Origin of the sequence: Paenibacillus sp. GCM10027630 (genome assembly GCF_042676305.1) — a bacterium.
Taxonomy (GTDB): Bacteria; Bacillota; Bacilli; order Paenibacillales; family NBRC-103111; genus Paenibacillus_S.
The window spans coordinates 45,144-65,437 of record NZ_JBHTGY010000056.1; the positions used below are offsets into that span (position 1 = coordinate 45,144).

A 20,294-nucleotide genomic window follows, 5' to 3' on the forward strand; every position below is an offset into this window, starting at 1 on the left:
GGAAATGGAAGAGGTGGATAACTACAAATGAATACGAATAGACGAAAATTATTATCCGGTGATATTGTTGCAAATGCCGTTAAAGATAGCTTTGTGAAGCTGAACCCGGTCACGATGATGAAAAATCCAGTGATGTTTGTGGTTGAAGTAGGTACGCTCATTGTTTTATTGATGACCATTTTGCCTGGATATTTTGGTACGGAGGATAGCATAGGCTTTAACCTTACCGTATTTGTGATCCTGCTTTTTACCGTGCTGTTCGCTAACTTTGCGGAAGCTCTGGCAGAAGGGCGGGGGAAGGCTCAGGCTGACTCGTTGAAAAGATCGAAGCAAGAGATTACCGCGATAAAAGTAGTTAACGGGGGCTTGAAGGAAATTCCGTCAACAGAGCTTCGCAAGGGCGACATCGTAGTAGTCTCGCAAGGCGAGATGATTCCTGGTGACGGTGAAGTGATAGAGGGACTTGCGTCCGTTGATGAGTCAGCGATTACAGGTGAGTCTGCCCCTGTTATTAAAGAAGCTGGCGGCGACTTCAGCTCTGTAACTGGCGGTACGCGAGTAGTCAGCGACAAGATTAAGGTTCGAATTACGAGCGATCCGGGAGAATCGTTTATCGACCGGATGATCGCTCTGGTTGAAGGGGCCAAACGGCAAAAAACGCCGAATGAAATTGCCTTGAACACATTGCTTTCGAGCTTGACACTGATTTTCTTGATCGTAGTCGTCACCTTGGCTCCCATTGCTAAATTTTTGGAAATTGAATTGCAAATACCGGTATTGATTTCCCTGCTGGTCTGCTTGATTCCTACAACGATCGGTGGCTTGCTGTCCGCTATAGGAATAGCTGGTATGGATCGGGTAACTCAATTTAATGTTCTCGCCATGTCAGGTAAAGCAGTGGAAGCCGCAGGAGATATTAATACGATGATTCTCGACAAAACCGGGACCATCACTTTTGGTAATCGGATGGCAAGTGAGTTTATTCCAGTCGGCTCCGACAATGTAAGAGTACTGGGCGAATGGGCGGCAATCAGCTCCATGAAGGATGAGACACCGGAAGGGCGATCCGTGCTGGAGTTAATGAAGAAGCAAGGCTTGGCTTATAACGAAGGACTTGCGGCTGGCGGAGAATTTATTGAATTCAAGGCTGAAACGCGGATGAGCGGGATTGATCTGACAGACGGGCGCAAGGTTCGTAAAGGTGCCGTCGATGCGGTGAAGAAATGGGTGGAAGCCTCTGGAGGCACGATTCCAAGTGATTTGGATGTCAAAAGCAATGCGATCGCCTCAGAAGGCGGCACACCTCTTGCAGTAGCTGTAGATAATCAAATATTCGGATTGATCTATTTGAAGGATACCGTGAAGCCCGGTATGAAAGAGCGGTTCGAGCAGCTTCGTAGAATGGGTATCAAAACGATTATGTGCACAGGCGATAATCCTTTAACGGCGGCAACCATTGCTCGTGAAGCGGGTGTGGATGATTTTATTGCCGAGAGTAAGCCGGAGGATAAAATCGCGGTTATCCGCAGAGAGCAGGCGGAAGGAAAGCTGGTTGCGATGACAGGGGATGGAACCAACGATGCTCCTGCGCTGGCCCAGGCAGACGTAGGGCTAGCTATGAACAGCGGCACTATAGCGGCTAAAGAAGCGGCGAACATGGTCGATCTGGATTCCGATCCATCGAAGATTATCGAGGTCGTTGCCATTGGCAAGCAACTGCTTATGACTCGCGGAGCTTTAACAACCTTCAGTATTGCCAACGATGTGGCGAAATATTTTGCAATCATTCCCGCCATGTTTACATTGGCGATTCCTCAGATGGAGGCGCTGAACCTCATGAGACTGGGTTCTCCGATGTCGGCGATTTTATCGGCATTAATTTTTAATGCCATTATTATTCCGCTGCTGATTCCGCTGGCGATGAGGGGCGTAGCTTATAAGCCAATGAGCTCTACGAAGCTGCTGCAGCGAAATATTCTGATTTATGGTCTCGGAGGTATCGTTGTTCCTTTTGTAGGCATTAAACTGATTGACCTTATCGTTCACGTTTGGATCTAACATGCGTTGGAATGCTTAGCTGAGCTTTTAGTATAGAGAAAAGAGGTTGGAAAAGGATGAATAAATCGGCACAGGCAGGAACTGAAACGGCCAGGTTGTCTCTGGGAATCGCCATTCGCGCGAGTCTTGTGTTTATCGTTTTATGCGGCATTGTATACCCGCTGGTATGCACAGGTATTGCTCAAGTGCTCATGCCGGGAAAGGCCAACGGCAGCATGATTTACAATAGTAAGGGAGAAATCGTCGGTTCGGAGCTGATCGGGCAAAAGGTTACTGATCCGAAGTTTTTCGAGGGTAGGGTATCGAGTATCGATTATAAAGCGGAAGCTTCCGGGACTAATAACTATGCTCCTTCCAATCCGGATATGCTGAAGCGCACACAGGAATCCATTGAGTCATGGAAGGCGAACAATCCTGATGTTCCCATAAGCAAGCTCCCGATTGGCCTGATTACCAACTCGGGCTCAGGGCTGGATCCTCATATCAGTCCCGAATCCGCTAAAGCGCAGGTGCCGCGGATCAGCAAGCTGACCGGATTGCCGACAGCTCAGCTGAATACGCTGGTTGATGCAAATACGGAAGGGCGCGATCTCGGCTTGTTCGGTGAGCCGCGCGTGAATGTTCTAAAGCTCAATCTGGCTTTACATGGCTTAGGCATCCAAGCAACCAAATAAGCTGCGAGATGACCACCCAGTAACATAGGGTGGTCTGTGCGCTTTTCTTTTATAGTATGAGGAAGGAGCGGCTGCATGGACAATTTTAAACGCAAGACGCCGGAAGAAATCCTGCTGTCTATCTCCAAGCTGCATAAGGGACGGCTGAAGGTTTATATCGGCGCTGTGAGCGGCTCGGGTAAAACTTATCATATGCTTCGCGAGGGACAGAGCTTGAAGCAGCAAGGCATTGATGTCGTGATCTGTGCTGTGTCGACGATGCAGCGTCCGGAAACGGTGGAACAAATCGGCGATTTGGAGCGTGTTCCAAGTATCCACTGGATGAAGGAGCAAGAGGAGAAAAAAGACTTGAATCTGGATGCTTTGATAGCGCGTAATCCCGAAGTTGTGCTGGTCGACGGGCTGGCGCATCAAAATCGCAAAGGTGCAAAATTTCCGACCCGGCTGGAGGATATTCGCTTCCTGCTTAGCCATGGAATCAGCGTCATAACAACGGTGAATGTGTATGAGCTGGAAGGCGTCAAGGAATTAGCCAGGAAGCTGACCGGTATCGAGGTTAAGGAGACGGTTCCTGCCGATACGCTGGAGCTGGCCGATGAGGTAGTGCTGATTGATGCCACGCCGGAAGCGTTGTTGAGCCGAGTGGCTGATGGGCATTTGCGTATCGATCAAGGCCAAGGCAGCCGTTTGTTCAAGCAAGGTAATCTGGCGGTTCTTCGGGAACTATCGCTGCGTTTAATGGCGGAAGGCGTAAATGAGTCATTGGAGAAACATAGGGAGGAGATTGGGCTCATAGGTCCGTCAGGTGCAACGGAACGGATTCTCGTTTCCGTCCAATATCATTGGAACGGTTCGATCTATGTACGCAGAGGCCAGCAAATCGCCAAGAGGCTGAACGGTGACTTGCTTGTCGTTACTTTTGTAAACCTGAAGAATGATCTCTCGAAGGATGCGGCAACCTTTAAACGGTCAATAATTAAGCTGGTAGAGAAGGTAGGGGCACAGTTCGAGGAGCTGCCTCTATGCTCACGCAGAGCATTGCCGGGTATTTTAGTTAACTATGCTCTGACTAATAATGTAACCCGAATTGTTCTCGGTCATTCCAAGCAGACGGGGTGGCAGGAATTTTGGCAGGGCTCGATTGTCCACGATATTTTGAAAAAAACGAGAAACATCGATATCTTTGTTGTGGCTGACCGTGCTGAGCATGAAGGAGAACGAATATTGCCAGCCAAGCTGTCCAAGCCGGAGGAAGAAGCGGAATGGTTCCGCCGGTTAAGCTCTCAAGAGGTGGAGCGGAAAATTCAACGAATGAAGAGAGGGCAGTTTAAAGTATATATAGGCGCCGCACCTGGCGTTGGAAAAACGTATAAGATGCTGCGGGAAGGCAATGATCTGCTTCTAAAAAAGCTCAATGTGCTTGTTGGACTGCTGGAAACGCATGGGCGGGCAGAAACGCAGCTGCAGGTGGGTGAACTTGAACTGATTCCCCGCATGATAGTTGACTATAGAGGTACCCGGCTGGAAGAAATGGATACGGATGAAATTATACGCCGCAATCCGGATGTCGTGCTGGTGGATGAGCTGGCGCATACGAATATACCCGGCAGCAAAAATAAAAAAAGATACGAGGATGTACTGGACATTCTGGCTGCCGGCATCTCGGTTATTTCTACAGTGAACGTTCAGCATCTGGAAAGCCTGAATGATTCCGTAGAGCAAATCACCGGAGTGCGGGTAAGGGAAACCGTACCTGACCATATACTGAGGCTTGCTGACGAAGTACAGCTGATTGATGTGGCGCCCGGATCATTGCAGCAGCGGATGAGGGAAGGCAAAATTTACGCGATGGATAAAGTGAATCAGGCTTTGAACCATTTCTTCAAAACCGGTAACCTGATCGCATTGCGGGAGCTGGCGCTAAGGGAAATAGCCGATGATGTGGATGAGCGTTTGGAGTCGTGGGAACGAAGAGGCTCGCTGCGGGGACCGTGGAGAAGGAAGGAGGTCATCTTCGTATGCGTGGATGCGGAACCTCATGCGGAACGGTTGATTCGCAGAGGCTTCAGGATTGCGCACAGGCTTAAAGCGGCATGGCATGTCACCTATGTACAGCTGGAGCATGTAACCTTGACAGATGAAATGACACAAAGGCTGGAGGTGATCAATCGATTGACCACCCGGCTCGGAGGAACCTTTGAAATAATCAAGTCAGACCGCCGTCATTCTACTTCCGATGTTTTGGTAAAAAGAGCAAATGAGTTCAAAGCAACTCAAATTATTTTGGGACAATCGAAATTATCGATATGGAAAGAACTATGGAAGGGCTCTATTGTGAAAAGGCTGCTCCGTAGTGCACGGCATATGGATGTGCTTGTGGTTGCTGATTATGACCCATTAAATGCGGTAGTTCAAGATAAATAGCTGTTGAAAGTGGAGGCATCTTCGAGGTGCTTTTATTTTTTTAGCATAATGCGTCATCGTTTTACATATATTTCATCATTATAGGGAATGCTACTGATAGTATTTAATATTTAACAAAAGGTTTATGCTCCGTTAATCTTGGCTTCATATTCACAGGGTAAGATTACAATGTTCAAACAATAACGGAAAAGAGGAAATAAATCATGATTTTATATCAAATGGCCAAACGTATGGAGCAGCGAGAGCAATTGAAGCATTCTATCGAACAAACCGGAGAAGGCAATACGGAGCATCTGGTCTCACAAAAGGAAATGGTTGAAGAGCAGCTGTTAACACAAACAAACCGGTGGGCAGAAGAAGGTAGTGACGAGTTTATGCTCGGCGCAATGACACCTGAAGCCGTAGTACCGCAAGAAAATTTATCATGGTTGTAGCGAGAAAATGGGATGAACCTGAAAAGGTGTTCCATTTTCTTTTTTTTGTCGAATGGAAGAAGGTATAGAGGCTTGGCAAAAAGTAATTTTGTGTTCGCTCTCTTTTCCGTGTAAAATAAGGATACTAAAGAGACTGTAAGTAAAAGAGGTACTATACATGAAAGTAGTTTTATCTACATTGAACGCCAAGTTTATCCATACATCGCTCGCGCTCCGCTATTTGAAGTCGTTTTGCGGCGATGATTTCGACATAGACATAACGGAGTATACAATCAAGGACCCGGCCATGAACATTGTATCGGATCTGTTTTTGAAACAGCCTGATGTCATCGGGTTTTCTTGTTATATATGGAATATTGAAGAGACAATAACCGTAATTAGTATGCTCAAAAAGATCAACCCACAGCTTATTATCGTTCTCGGCGGGCCCGAGGTATCTTACGATACGGAATATTGGATGAAGAGAATACCTGAGGTCGACTACATCGTTGTAGGCGAGGGCGAGGAAACGTTCCACCATTTGTTGAAGGAGCTGAGCGGAGATCGCGCGTTGTATAGCGTGTTTGGCACGGCATACCGCAAGGAAGACCGAGTTATTATTAACCCTCCGCGTCCGAAGCTTAAGCTTGATGATATTCCTTCTCCGCACCGTTTTCCTGAAGATATTCCTAGCTTGGCTAACCGTGTTGTATATTTTGAAACGAGCCGGGGTTGTCCATTCAGCTGCCAGTTTTGCCTGTCATCTATAGAGGTGGGTGTGCGGTATTTTGATATGGAGCGGACCAAGAGCGACCTGTTGTATTTGATCGATTCAGGTGCCAAGCTTATTAAGTTTGTCGATCGGACCTTTAATATTAAACGTGATTATGCGATGGAAATTTTTGAGTTTCTAATCCAAAATCACCGGGGCTGCGTGTTCCAATTCGAAATCACTGCAGACATTATGCGACCCGAAGTATTGGACTACTTGGCTACGGAAGCGCCGCCGGGGGTGTTCCGCTTTGAAATTGGCGTGCAGTCAACGAATGACGAGACGAATTACCTTGTCAAACGCAGACAAAATTTCTCCAAGCTCACGCGTACGGTAACCATGGTGAAGGAAAGCGGCAAGATCGACCAGCATCTGGATTTGATCGCAGGCTTGCCTGAAGAGGATTACGACTCGTTCCGCAAAACGTTCAATGATGTTTTCGAATTGGGACCTGAGGAGCTTCAGCTGGGCTTTCTGAAAATGCTCCGTGGTACAGGCATGCGAGCCGACGCTGAGAAATACGGATACAAGTATATGGATCATGCGCCGTATGAAATTCTAGGCAACGATATCCTGCCGTTTTCCGATTTGGTACGAATTAAGCGAGTTGAGGATGTGCTGGAGAAATACTGGAATGCGCATCGGCTGGATCATACCGTAAGCTACTTGATTCGCGAGGAGTTTCCGTCGGCATTTGATTTCTTCCAACAGTTTGGCGATTACTGGGAAACGAGAGGGTGGCAAAAAATCGGCCATCAGCTTGAGGATTTATTTACGCGCTTACGTTCTTTCTTGATAGACCGCGGTACGCAGCGGCTAGATATAATCGAGGGCTTGATGAAGCTCGACTATTTCTTAAACCATAAATACAAGCCGCGTAAAATTTGGTGGGAATTCACTTTGGACAAAGCAAGACAGTCTGAGTATTTCCGGATGCTGACCGAAAGTCCTGAAGCGGTGTCGGATGCTTTCGCGGAATTGAGAATCAGCGAGAAGGATCTGCACAAGCATGTTATGCTGGAAGTGCTTCCGTTCGAGCTGGACCGCTATTTAGAAAGTAGGGAGATGGTCAGCGGTACTGAACAGCTGCTAGTCGTATATTTCCCTCCGGATGCAGCCTCTCGTGCGAAGCATTTTACGCTTGACCTGACAGCAAAGGCAGCAACATAGATAATCAGTAGTGTGGTACACTGCCTTATTAAATATATGGTTGCAAAAAAACCTTCAAATCCACATTGATAGTGTGATTTGAAGGTTTTTTCACATTTTATGGGATTCACCAGGTAGGGTGTACCCTTTCCCAACAGCCCTTTCTTGGGTGTTCTTTAGCGAATGCAGAAAATAGGTCACATTCCAACGCGTGCCAATCTCGGATATCGGGGTTCGGGGGGGGCGACCGACCGCCATGTTATGCCGCAACGCGAACCCGGGATTCGCGCGCGGGGTTAGGTTACGGCATTATATGGCGAACTCCACAATTATCAGGAAATTGTCAGGTTAGTTGATCTGAAAAATAGCATTCTAGGGCTCATAGCTGGAATTTCTCATGCTAATTCTAAGGATTTTGGCTGATATCACCAATACCACCTATATTAGCAGGAGTTTTTCCAGGTAGATTGATTTCAAACGAAATCCTGGCTGAATTAACATGAGGATTTCCTTCTAATGTCCTTCTTTCGGCAGCCGCTCGAAAACCCTAATCCCCTCTAAAATGCAAGCAGCCATTGAATATCCGTTTTCACGCCATCACTTAAGCTTCATCCAAAAGCATCAGAAGTCATAAAAAGACAAGTGGCGCTACCCCTAGTAGCTAAAGCTGCTTTTGGGATAATCATCCTATTTGTGGAAAATAAGGCGGTTGAGAGGAACAAAATGGGGGTATATAGCGTCTATGAAGGTAATTGAAAAATATGAGGCGGTGCGCGGCTATGGGATGGTTGAAGCACAAAAATAAAGGTACAGTGGCACTTACAGCAGGGCTTGCTGTTCTTTTTTTGGCATTTGGTATATGGATCATGTTTCCGGTGAATAGCAGCGGTAATCATTCTGAGCTTGGAAAGATTGAGCAGAAGGAGCAGCCGCTTCAAGCAGCTGAAGGTTCTGCTGGTACTGTTGCTCTAAAGCAGCCGGCGGCTGGTGAGGCAGAACCGACTGCAGAAACGGCGGGGGCACCGGAAGCTGCAATCGAAAGTCCGGGGCAGAGCTCGGAGGCATTAGCTGGAGAAGACTCAGCGGAAGACGAGCTTTATTCGTTGATTGAACGGGATAAACTGAACTATTTAAGAATCGGCGATAGCGACTCCTATTGGGATTACAAGCCCAAAGATAAAATTTTCTATAGCGACCCTGAAGCGAATATCTTTGTATCTCTGACCATCCCGGATATGTCTTTTAAGAGTCAGGAGGATTATGAGGCATTACGCAGAGGTGTCAAGGTACTGACAGCTTCAGGGGAGCCGGTAGCTTTTACAGTGGAAGGGCAGAACTCAAGAGGAGACGAGGATCAGCAGGTTGTCATTCATCTCAAGAATGCTCCCAAGCAACCATTACAAGTAAAGTTTACATCAAGAGACGGCAAAAGGAGCAAAATTATTGAGCTGCATTATATAGAAAAACTATCCTATAAGGTGCATTCCGAGCAGGATGCGGGATTGGAGAAAGCATTTAGGGTATCGTTCCCGGAAGGAGTCAGCATGCCTAGAAGAATGGATGCGGCAGTACCTTATCAGCTGCAAGCGGATTTTTCGGCAGACATGGATCGCGGCTCGGTAGAAGAAGTTCTAAATAAGCAGCTTGCTAATGTAAAAAGGACATTGGAATGGAAAGGGAATCGTTCTCTTAAGCTGACCATTGAGTTTGCAGAAAGCAACATCGGCCAAACTTATTTTTTTAGTATGGCTGGCGCACGCAGCATGCAGGGCCTTGAGCTTAAACAGAACGAGCACATGATGTTCATTCCGGTCTCAAGGGTTGAAGTGAAAGCAGCAGATCTGTCGACTCATCATACAGCTAGTTTGTTTAGCGGATTAAACAACTTTGATACCTTATCGGTTTCTCCCAACGGGCAGTGGGGATTGATGGGGGAATATGTTGAAAATCAGATGTATGCAGAGTTAGTTTATACATTGGTGGACCATCAAGGTCAAATCATCCGTTCTTTTGATTACGCCGAAGTTGGTTATCCTCAATGGCTAATGGATGGCCATACTCTGATTTATATGAAGCATACGATGAAGCGACAAGAGGTATGGTTGTATAATGCTTCTACTCGCGAAGAAAGATTGTTTTGGAAAGTACCGGATGCGGCGGACGATAAATCTAATCAGCAGCGGATTGTAGCTATTGCAGTTGATCCTTATAGCGGGGAAATCGCAATAGGAGCGGGAGCATTCAATGAGGAAGCTGAAATTTCTGTCGGCGTACAGTGGTTTGCCTCGTCGCAAGAAACAAAACCCGGCAAAACCTTCAAGGATATAAGCCGTTATACATGCTATGAAGGCCCTTGCTCTGCTTGGATTCAGTTTATTGGCAAGAGCAAGCTGTATTTTACTACTATGAATTCACTTCGGCCGCAAGCTTATCCGGAAGCATATATCATGGATACCGCGACAGGTAAAAAGAGTAAGATTGATGGCGTGGAGCGGACTGGCGGGTATTCAGAATATAGACAGTTGGTTCCGGGCAGCAATAATGGGATTTATTTGCGAATTGACCAGCAGGAGAATGGAAACGAGGTTTGGAAAATATACGATGTGAAAACAGGCAGAAGCAGTGAGTGGCAAACAGATCTGAAGCTGCTAAAGCAAGCTCCTTACACAGGCTTCCATCTGGAGAAAGATGGGCGTATTGTGTTCCTCACGAAGGAAAAGAGCTGGTATGCAGCAGACCCCACCCAAAAGACGGTGATGCCGTATACAAACGACTTATTGCCCAAATCGTCTGAAATTGTAAAGACTTACGGCTCCGAAAGAAATATTCTTTGGTTTGGGACTGATAGCAGAACCTGTGGAACAGAGTGAAGAAGACTGCATTTCAACAAAAGCATCGGCTAAACCAGGTTCGTTTGTAAAGTGGGAGGTTTATTAAGGAAGTGGGCCAAGCGTTGTCAAGTAATCCTCGAATAAAGTAAGAAGGTAGGCGAAGGAGGGGATATAACTTAAGTTGAATACTAGAGAGCTGTAAGGAGATGGAGCCTTGCAGCTCTTTGAGTTGCTTATATGCTTACTCTCCCGTAAAGGCCTCTCTTGCTAGTTACCCCTGAAAAAGTCGATTTTTGAAATGACCCTACTTTCCCGACATACTTACAGAGATCATATTATATTCATCCTTGTCCTCTACATAAACATTTCCGTAAACTGTTCATGAGTTAGGCGGACTTGCTGAACCTTTACTAAAAATTAACAGTAAGATGATAGATAGCAAATAATTCATTGTTATGATGATCAAGCCTTTAAATATAACATCCGGAGGAAGACAATGAAAAAGATTTCACAGAAATGGATGGCGTTAATACTTCTTATCGTTTTGTTGGCAAGTAATTTACCAGTGACCGGTGTAAGTTGGGCAACTCCAAATGACTCGGTTCCGAAGCTGCTTATTACCGAACTGGTGGTCAACCCAAAAGGTGCAGCGCCAGACTTGTACGAATTCGTCGAAATATATAACAACTCGAATATACCTGTTTCGATGCAGGATTATTCGATGACGAATGTTGCTCCCAATTTATCGAAGCAAGACTGGGTTTTTAGCGAAAACAAAGTTGTTCAGCCCTATCAATCGATCGTTGTATGGGTTCGAAATATCTCTACCGTATCCTGCTGCACACCAACCACCACACCCAAGGCTGAAAATAGCAAGTTAACGAATGCAGATTTTTTAAAGTTCTACAACCTTCCATTAGATACTAATATGACGTCGGTTGAATCAAACGGCGGGATGATCAATTCCGATACCAGAACCATTACTATACTGAATAAATCAGACAACCGGGAAATTGTTAAGGCTAAATATGTCTATACAACAGCGGGAGGAGCTCCAGATGGGAAAGCGGATGTCTTCAAATATCCCGCGGATGATTCCATTAATATGCAGAATATCGGCAACGCTATCCCAACTCCAGGTGTGGTCGATCCTACGCAAGTTCCGGCCATTCCAGCTCCACCGGATAAATCTACGGTACCAGATTTACTTATTACCGAACTCGTGACGAATCCGGCCGGCCCGGCTCCAGATTTGTATGAGTTTATTGAGCTTTATAATAACTCTGACAGTCCCATTTCACCTACAGGCTACTCGATTACGAGTCTTGCTCTCGATGGTTCGAAGGAAACTTGGCGGTTGACCGAAGATAAGATGATTCAGCCGCATTCCACGATGATTGTTTGGGTTCAGAATGCAACGTCAAATGGCAATTTAACCCTAATCGATTTCTTGAATTTTTATAAGCTTCAGATGCGTCAAAGCGGTATTGCCGTCGTATCCACAAAAGGCGGAATGCCTAACAGCGACACCCGAACGATTATTGTTGCAAACAACAACGATCAAGAAGTGGTGCGTGCTACATATACGACAACTGAAGGCTCTCCTGACGGAAAAAGTATTGAATATAAATATCCGGTGGATAGCACCGATGTCATGCAATTGGTCGGGCTGGCAGACATTCCGACGCCGGGTGTAGTAAAGCCTTCACAAGTTCCGACTACGCCGAACTCTGTGATGGTTGATCTCCCGCCCGAAATTATACATACTCCGATTACGAGTACGGAGAAAATGGATTTAACGGTGACGGCCTATGTGTACGATGAGACTCCGGTTCAACAAGTCGTATTGTCCTTTAGCAAAAAAGCGGATATAGAGGATCAATACTTTCAAGATATTGTCATGCAGCCGACTGCTGCAAATCCGCTTATCTTTAAGGCTGTAATTCCACAGTCGGAACTTCAGAATGCGACCGAGCTGGAATATTATATTACGGCGAAAGATTCACAAAATAAAACATCGCGTGTTCCGACAAGCTCAACTTACAATGTGCATGTGAAAGTACCTGTAGAACCGGAAAATCTCTCTTTAAACTTGAGTGATAATCAGTATGTACGCGGCAACCTGCAAGTTAAGGGGATGGGCGGAAGTCTATCGGATTTACAGCTGAAAATAGATAGTCAATCCATAACGAATACGGGAAATCTATTAATGCTCCCGGCAAAAATTATATTTGAAGGCAGCGGTATTGAAGGATCCAAAGGGTACAAAAACGGGGTATACTTAAACGATCAGCTCATTTATACGATTACAAAGGATCTCGATCTATATGCTGAATGCGAAGTGCCGGTTCCAGTCAACGTTCTTCGTGCCGGCGTGAATAAAATCACCGTTCGTTCGGGGAATACGGTAGCTCCGGACGACTTGGCGGACAACCATGATGATTTTACAATTCGCAATATGAGATTAGTTCTGAGCGACGGGACACAACTAACCGATCCGAATGTACCGGTTGCTCAAAATATTAAATTGGGTGACGGTTTCCCGCCAAATCCGGCTACAGCAGTGTTATCCAAAGATTTTAATATGTCGATTCCAACTACTTTGGCTAATTCTTTGTTGTATCAATGGGATACAACCCAATTAGCTGATGGGAACCACAAATTAACATTAACGGATACAACAAATGCATTTGTTCCAATTCAAGTGACGGTTCAACTGGATAACACTTTGCCGGTCTTATCCGTTGCTTCGCCGGTAAATAATCAAAGCTATAAAGGAACGATTCCCCTTACTTATGAAGCTAAGGATATCGGATCCGGTGTAAAGAAGATTCAAATGACATTGGATGGATCCCCTATTGCAGACAGATCCTCGTTACGTGCAGTGGATTTACAGCCAGGGGCGCATCTTCTGAAGGTGACCGTCGAAGATAATGCCGGTAATGTTACGGTTAAAGAAGTGAATTTTACAAGTGCTGAAGAAAATCCACGTCAACCGCAGCTTGTAGTTCCTGCGGATCAATCCGTTGACGTCTCCACGAATCCAATATTGAAGGTAAAAGTTGAAGATCCGACAGGAGATGCTCTAAACGCCACATTCTTGAAGGCTAATAAATATGATTTTAAAGACGGTTTAAGCCATAAAGCATATACGAACGCTACTAACATGGAACCGCCGCTTGAATTGACACCTGCCGGCGAAAAGCTGCTGACCTCCGATCAAATTCAGGCCATTTCCGCTCCGGACGGTCAATATATGATAACGGATGATACGGAGAAGTTTCCTTATCAGCGGTATGAATTTATAATTAACGAACAATTGATGTCTGCAAAAACGGTCGATGCAATCTGGAAAGGTCATTCGCTACCGGGTCGGCGTGTTGCTCTATATGGATTCAACCACACGACAAGCCAGTGGCAGGAGCTCGACTGGAAAATAGCTCAGGACGAAAATGACTTTACCTTAAAAGGTGCAATTTCTGTAGCGGATATGGTTCGTGACCATAAGGCGAATGTAATCGTACAGGATCTGATTCCGTCTCCGCAAGCGGCAGATCAGTACAATTTTGGCTTTGTTTGGATGCCGGACACGCAGTTCTATTCAAAGACATACCCAAACATATACGATGTGACAAGCCAATGGATTGTTGATCAAGCGTCCGCTCAGAAGTTCAAATATGTCATTCATACGGGAGATATTGTTGATGACGGCTTTCGACCTGAGCAATGGGTAAATGCAAACAAAAGTATGAAAATATTGGACGATGCCCACATCCCTTATGGCGTGCTTGCAGGCAACCACGACGTGCAACCGAATATTGACAAGCCGATAGATTATAGCGAATATGTCAAATGGTTCGGGGCGGACCGCTTCGCCAACCGTTCGTACTATGGCGGACAGTTCCAAAACAACCGGGATCACTATGATCTCATTTCGGCAAACGGGTACGATTTTGTCATCGTCTATATGGGTTGGCAGCCGGAGCAGCAGGATTTGGATTGGGCAAACGGCGTATTGAAAAAATATGCCGACCGCAACGCCATCATTGCACTGCACCAATATATGGACGGAAATGGAAAGTATGGGGGACCAGCGGAAGAAGTATACAAACAATTGATATTGCCGAATAAAAATGTGTTTTTGGTCGTAAACGGACATCATACTAATACACCCAAGCACAATATGCGTACGATCGGCGATCGCACTGTGCATGAAGTATTCACCAACTACCAAACACAACCGGAAGGCGGCATGGGTTACATGCGTCTGCTGAAATTCGATACCGCGAACAATGTGTTGTATATGAATACGTACTCGCCTTACAAGAATGATTACGACTGGTTTGATGTAAGTCTGGATGAATTGGCTCTACCGGTGAAGCTCTTGCCGATTCAAAAGCGAGTAGCAACCGATTATATCAGCATTCAGGCACGGACGAATGAAGTGATCGGCGACAAAGTGATTGCTGCTCCGAGTGGCAGCGAGGTGAGCGCCACATGGAACGGGCTTCAAAATAATAAGCTGTATAACTGGTATGTGAAATTAGAAGATTCTTTTGAAGGAATGGCTGAATCGGATATTTACACTTTTGTAACTAAGCCGTTATCCAGCAATGCGAATTTGAGTGCCTTGACTTTGTCGAATGGCGTGTTGAGTCCATCATTTGCATCCGGGACTACCTCTTACACATCCCAAGTGTCTAACGCTGTGTATAGCGTTACCGTAACGGCAAGCGTGTACGATAGTAATGCCACCACAATCACTGTGAACGGCAACCCGGCGGAAAGCAATCAACCAAGCGGCGCGATCAACCTGAATGAGGGAAGCAACCCTATCGCCATTGTAGCGGTGGCACAGAACGGCATCAGCCAAACATATACCGTGAACGTGACTAGAGCGGCAGCAGCAAACGGCAGCGCAGACTTGAGTGGATTGACGCTATCAGGCGGCACGCTAAGTCCTGCCTTTGCGTCCGGAACAACCGCCTATACTTCTAATGTGCCTAACGGTGTATCGAATATAACTGTAACGGCGAGCGTGTACGATAGTAAAGCTACGATGACTGTGAATGGTAATCCGGCAGCAAGCGGTCAAGAAAGCGGTGCTGTCAACCTGAACGTGGGAAGCAATGCCATCACGATAGTTGTTACGGCAAAGAATGGTACAAGCAAAACGTATACCGTGAACGTGACTAGAGCGTCCGCTGCGAACAATAACAAACATAGTGGTAGCAGCGGAAGTGGCGGGGCTCCCGCAAACTCCGGGACGATCCAGGCAACCAGCGGGGGTACGTTAACCTTGATTGGAGCTCAAATCGATGTGCCGGCCGGAGCGACGGATAACAACATTCAGGTTACCGTAGAAAAAGTAAGTGACACCTCGATCTTGCCCGTAGACAACGTATTGAAATTGTTAAGTGATGTCTACGAGATTAAGAAAGATAAAGATGGAGATTTTAGCAAGCCTGTCGTCATTACTCTGTCTTTTGATAAGACTAAGGTGGATTTTACTAAGTCGACGGTAGGCTTGTATTGGTTGAACGAACAAACCCATAAGTGGATACAACTGGATGACCTGCAAGTTGTCCAAGCCAAAGCGACAGTATCTGGATCTGTTAAACATTTCACGAAATTTGCCGTTCTGGCTTCGGAGAAAACAGAGGCCGTGAAGCCTCCGGCTAATGAAGTAGATTTTGCAGATATCAAGGGGCATTGGGCCGAAAGCAACGTTCGGGAATTGGTTAAACTAGGTGCGATTAACGGCTATCCGGACAACACCTTTAAGCCGGATAACAACATCACGAGAGCCGAATTCGTTTCTGTAATCGTCAAAGCTTTTAATCTCAAAGTACAAGATGGCAAAAACTTTGCCGATACCTCAACCCATTGGGCCAAGAGCGAGATTGGGACAGCCGCTGCGCTTGGTGTTGTTGCTGGGTACAGCGATAGTACCTTCGGTCCTGACGACCTGATTACCCGCGAACAAATGGCAGCAATCGTAATTCGTGCCGCTCAGATCGATTCGGCGGACAAGAACATCAGTTTCTCGGACAGCTCGAATGTATCCGACTGGGCGCGTACTGCTCTTGCTGCTGCAACTGCTAAAGGATTGGTAAAAGGTTATGAAGACGGTACAGTGAAGCCTAAAGCGAACAGCACACGTGCCGAAGCGGTTACTGTAATTCTAAGAGCTTTGCAACTAAAGAAGTAATTGTCGCAAGGCCCAAGAGACCTGTAAAGAGCCTTGACTGCTATCCGTATTTATTATAGAGAGTACCATCCAATGTAAACTAATTGCCAATGCGGACCGTTTGAGCGAAGCATTGGCTTTTTGATTTCCAAATAGTAGTGGGATACAAGCAAAATCTGTTGGGTGTCGGGATCATGAACAAGCCTACGCCTGTTTGAAGGCGTAGGCTTGTTTGGCATCTCATGTGAATCTGGAATCAAAGGATTAAGGTAAATAACTGCGAAGTACGGTCATGGATCCGGTGAGTGTATAATCGCCAAGGTTGGCAGGTATTAAGTAGCATTCGCCCGGTTTGACTGTCAGCTCACCATCAGCCCAACGTAGGGCTCCAGAGCCGTCGCAAATAATATGAATGACGAAGCTATCATTGCTTGTTTGCAGCGGCCAAGCCTGCTCGACTTTTCCTTTTTCCGTTACAAAAAATGGGGAACGAGCTAAGGTCAGCCATTCATTCGTTGAGGCAAGCTCTGTTTTCATATGAGAAGCACCGGAGCCTTCATAGGCAATAACATTTAAGGAATCTTCAATGTGCAGCTCCCGTGGGTTGCCGTCCAAGCCTAATCGGTTGTAGTCATATAAACGGTAAGTGCTGTCCGAGTTTTGCTGAATTTCCGCAACTAGCACGCCTGCTCCTAATGCGTGCACCGTTCCGGCTGGTATGTAGAAGGAGTCCCCGGCTTCAACGGTAATTTCTTGGAGACAATCCAGGATGCGGTTACCTGCAATAGCCTCAGCCAATTGTTCGCGGGTTACTCCATCGTTAAGGCCATAGATTATTTTGGCACCCGGTTTGGCGTCAAGAATATACCACATTTCGGTTTTGCCGAGCTCACCCTGCGGCAGTCTATCGTAATGGTCATTTGGATGTACTTGAACAGATAGATCGTCCTGGCAATCCAACAGCTTGATGAGCAGCGGAAAGCGGCCGTTCTTCTCCGAGAAGCCTTTGATTCCAAAAAAGTCTTGTCCATACTGCTCGCGTATTTGATCTAAACCGAGACCTGCAAGCTCGCCATTAACGACTTTGGTCGTTCCGTTCGGGTGATCCCCAATCATCCAGCCTTCGCCGATGTGGCCTTCAGGCAGCGTCAGGCCGAATTGCTCCAACGCGCGTCCTCCCCAAACTCGCTCTTTCATTTCTGGTTGAAATAACAAAGGGTACGGTTTCAATATGGTTTCCACCTCTTCTATTAAAGTATTCTCTCTATCAAGTATTATATCAATCGAAAGATCGTTTTTCTACCGCAATCAAATAGGGAGGATGGTTTTTCTGGTTGACGAATCGATATTCTAACACTTGAAACTGCTGTTGGGGCAGTCCCTCAGCCCATTCTCGAACGGCCGCTGCTTCCTGCTCGCCACCTTCATGACCTGTATACAAAGCTATGGTAAGAATACCGCCCTTGCGCAGTAATTGGGCAGCCTGCTGCAGGGCGGGGATTGTAGATGCTTCAGACGTAATGGTCTCATGATCATTCCCGGGCAAGTAGCCCAGATTAAACATCACCGCACCAATAGACACATGCTCAGTAGCGGGAATCGTATGCTTGAGCTGGTCATGGCTGCATAAAAGAAGCCGGACATGAGAATAGTCCGGCCGTTCTTTGGCTAAGCGCTGCTGGGTTTTCTCAAGTGCCTGTTCTTGTATGTCAAAAGCATAAACCGAGCCTTTGGCGCCAACAAGCTTGGCAAGAAACAGTGTATCCACTCCATTGCCTGCTGTAGCGTCCACTACTGTTTCTCCCGGTGAAACCCGTTCTTCTATCAGCTTATGGGCGTAGCTGAGTATGGACAGAAAACCCATAGTAGCCTCCATTCATAACTAACCTTATTTTTTCGTTGCAAGCCAGGCGGCCAAGGCTTCCACTTCTTCCGGTTTGATTGCATCCTTGAAAGCAGGCATGACCTTACCGCCATTTTGAATTTTAGATATTAATTCTTCCTTTGTTCTTCGTTCCCCTACCTTGGAAATGTTCGGTCCAGCTCCGCCCTGCAGCTGGTCTCCGTGACAGGCCATGCAATTATCCTTGAATAACGGCTCTGCTTTAGCTGCCAAGTCAGCTGCGGCAGGCGCCTTTGCTTCCGGCTTAGCCGCCGCGGGCGCAGCCTCAGCCTTAGGTGCAGGCGCCGCTTCGGGCTCTTTGGCGGCAGGGGCTTGCGCTGGAGCTGGTGCTGGCGAAGCCGGTGCGGCTGCCTTCGGCGCCTCCTGCGGCGGTGCCGGTGCCGGCTTGGGCGCCTCTGCCTTGGAAGGCGCCTCATCCTTCGCCGCGGGCGCGGGCTCCGGCTTAGCCGCCTCTGGCGCCTTCGGCGCTGCGGCTGTGCCGCTTGCCGCCGGTGCGGCGGCGTTACCGCCTGAGGCGCTTGCGGACGGCTTCGTGTCCGCTGCCGCTGCTGGCGGTGCTGCTGCAGCCGGCGTCTGGCTGGCCGGCTGTGCCGCGGGCTTGTCGCTGCCGCAGCCCGCAAGCAATGCAAGTGCAAACATTCCTGCGATAATGGGTAATTTCCGATTCATAAACATCGCTCCTTCATGCAAGAGGTGCCCGATTTTGCATCACTCTTTATATAGAATAGTAGACCTTACTATAAGAAACGTAAGGTTCGCCCATTCGGTTTGGTTCATGCATGAAGGAGAGTTGAAGCTTTAGCTGCGAATAAATTTTTTCCCCTGCCAAGTATCGCGGAGCTTCAGCTCATCATCGAAAGCATTAAGCACTTCCCATTTCTTCAAGCTCCACATGGGGCCTATTAACAAGTCCCGCGGCGCATCCCCTGTCAGGCGATGCACAATCATGTCGGAGGGCAGAAGCTCTAACGTGTCGACGACCAGCTTAACATATTCATCCTTTTCCAAAAACTGCAGCAATCCAGCCTCATATTGTTTGACCATCGGTGTTTTGCGCATCAAGTGCAGCAAATGGATTTTGATACCTTGAACGTCCATTTGAGCTACGGCCCGACCTGTGTCAAGCATCATCTCGTGGGTTTCACCGGGCAGTCCATATATAATGTGAGCGCATGTACGGATATTATGTTTTCTTAGCTTGGCTACGGCATCCTCATAGCATTGGGTATCGTGAGCACGGTTAATCAGCTGTGAGGTTGACTCATGAATGGTTTGCAAACCCATTTCTACCCATAAATAAGTGCGCTCATTCAATTCAGCCAAATATTCTACAACATCGTCAGGCAAACAATCCGGACGTGTAGCAATGGATAAGCCAACAACTCCCGGCTGCTGTAAAATAACCTCAAAATATTCCCGCAGCTCCTCCACAGGAGCGTAGGTGTTTGTATAAGCTTGGAAATAGCCGATATATTGCGCTTCCGGCCATTTTTTATGCTGCAAATCCCGGATTTTATTAAATTGGGTAACCAGATCGTCGCGGCGGCTGCCTGCGAAATCGCCTGATCCACGTGCACTACAGAATGTACATCCACCGGCCGCAATAGAACCGTCCCGATTCGGGCACGTAAAGCCTGCATCCAGCATAACCTTAAAAACCTTGGTGCCGAATTGTTTGCGCATTTCAGTATTCCATGTATGAAACCGTTTGTCTCCCCAATCGGAAGGAATTGTGAGCGGCTCAGCTTGCTTCATATTATAAGGCTCCTTTTTGTCGAAACAGCTCTGTCGAAGATTGGCTTCGATTAAAAGCTTTTTTCTTATGCAGATACGCATGCTTGAAATTTTAACAGTGCATCACTGCAAGCTGATCTTATTTT

11 protein-coding genes are annotated in these 20,294 nt (G+C 46.9%); 7 read left to right on the forward strand and 4 right to left on the reverse strand.

Annotated features, from left to right (window positions below):
* Positions 1–27 precede the first annotated feature (27 nt).
* From kdpB to ACFQ0C_RS27455, 7 genes are all read left to right on the forward strand, one after another.
* Positions 28–2,058, forward strand: coding sequence for a potassium-transporting ATPase subunit KdpB (gene kdpB, locus ACFQ0C_RS27425; protein ID WP_379371406.1), 2,031 nt, complete (start codon positions 28–30; stop codon positions 2,056–2,058).
* Between the two features lie 56 nt (positions 2,059–2,114).
* Positions 2,115–2,732, forward strand: a complete 618-nt coding sequence (gene kdpC, locus ACFQ0C_RS27430) for a potassium-transporting ATPase subunit KdpC (protein WP_379371409.1) — start codon at positions 2,115–2,117, stop codon at positions 2,730–2,732.
* Between the two features lie 75 nt (positions 2,733–2,807).
* Positions 2,808–5,156 carry a universal stress protein gene (locus tag ACFQ0C_RS27435; RefSeq protein WP_379371411.1) on the forward strand — a complete coding sequence of 783 codons (2,349 nt, stop codon included), beginning with the start codon at positions 2,808–2,810 and terminating at the stop codon, positions 5,154–5,156.
* A 203-nt stretch (positions 5,157–5,359) separates the two neighbouring features.
* Complete coding sequence (locus ACFQ0C_RS27440; RefSeq protein ID WP_379371413.1) at positions 5,360–5,590, forward strand: hypothetical protein; 231 nt, start codon at positions 5,360–5,362, stop codon at positions 5,588–5,590.
* A gap of 157 nt (positions 5,591–5,747) precedes the next feature.
* Positions 5,748–7,511 (forward strand): B12-binding domain-containing radical SAM protein, encoded by a 1,764-nt coding sequence (locus ACFQ0C_RS27445; protein ID WP_379371415.1) that lies wholly within the window; start codon positions 5,748–5,750, stop codon positions 7,509–7,511.
* A gap of 758 nt (positions 7,512–8,269) precedes the next feature.
* Positions 8,270–10,360 carry a hypothetical protein gene (locus ACFQ0C_RS27450; protein WP_379371417.1) on the forward strand — a complete coding sequence of 697 codons (2,091 nt, stop codon included), beginning with the start codon at positions 8,270–8,272 and terminating at the stop codon, positions 10,358–10,360.
* A gap of 457 nt (positions 10,361–10,817) precedes the next feature.
* Positions 10,818–16,532, forward strand: a complete 5,715-nt coding sequence (locus ACFQ0C_RS27455; RefSeq protein WP_379371419.1) for an S-layer homology domain-containing protein — start codon at positions 10,818–10,820, stop codon at positions 16,530–16,532.
* Between the two features lie 243 nt (positions 16,533–16,775).
* On the opposite strand, the gene ACFQ0C_RS27460 is transcribed toward ACFQ0C_RS27455, so the two are convergent.
* From ACFQ0C_RS27460 to mnmL, 4 genes are all read right to left on the reverse strand, one after another.
* Positions 16,776–17,741 carry a type I phosphomannose isomerase catalytic subunit gene (locus tag ACFQ0C_RS27460; RefSeq protein WP_379371421.1) on the reverse strand — a complete coding sequence of 322 codons (966 nt, stop codon included), beginning with the start codon at positions 17,739–17,741 and terminating at the stop codon, positions 16,776–16,778.
* Between the two features lie 49 nt (positions 17,742–17,790).
* On the reverse strand, positions 17,791–18,375 hold the full coding sequence (gene mnmM / locus ACFQ0C_RS27465) for a tRNA 5-(aminomethyl)-2-thiouridylate-methyltransferase MnmM (protein WP_379371423.1): 585 nt from the start codon (positions 18,373–18,375) through the stop codon (positions 17,791–17,793).
* Positions 18,376–18,399: 24 nt separating this feature from the next.
* Positions 18,400–19,083: a c-type cytochrome gene (locus ACFQ0C_RS27470; RefSeq protein WP_379371425.1), complete on the reverse strand. Its 684-nt coding sequence runs from the start codon at positions 19,081–19,083 to the stop codon at positions 18,400–18,402.
* A 129-nt stretch (positions 19,084–19,212) separates the two neighbouring features.
* Entirely contained in the window at positions 19,213–20,169 is a 957-nt protein-coding gene (gene mnmL / locus ACFQ0C_RS27475) for a tRNA modification radical SAM protein MnmL/YtqA (RefSeq protein WP_258214152.1), read from the reverse strand.
* Between the last annotated feature and the right edge of the window lie 125 nt (positions 20,170–20,294).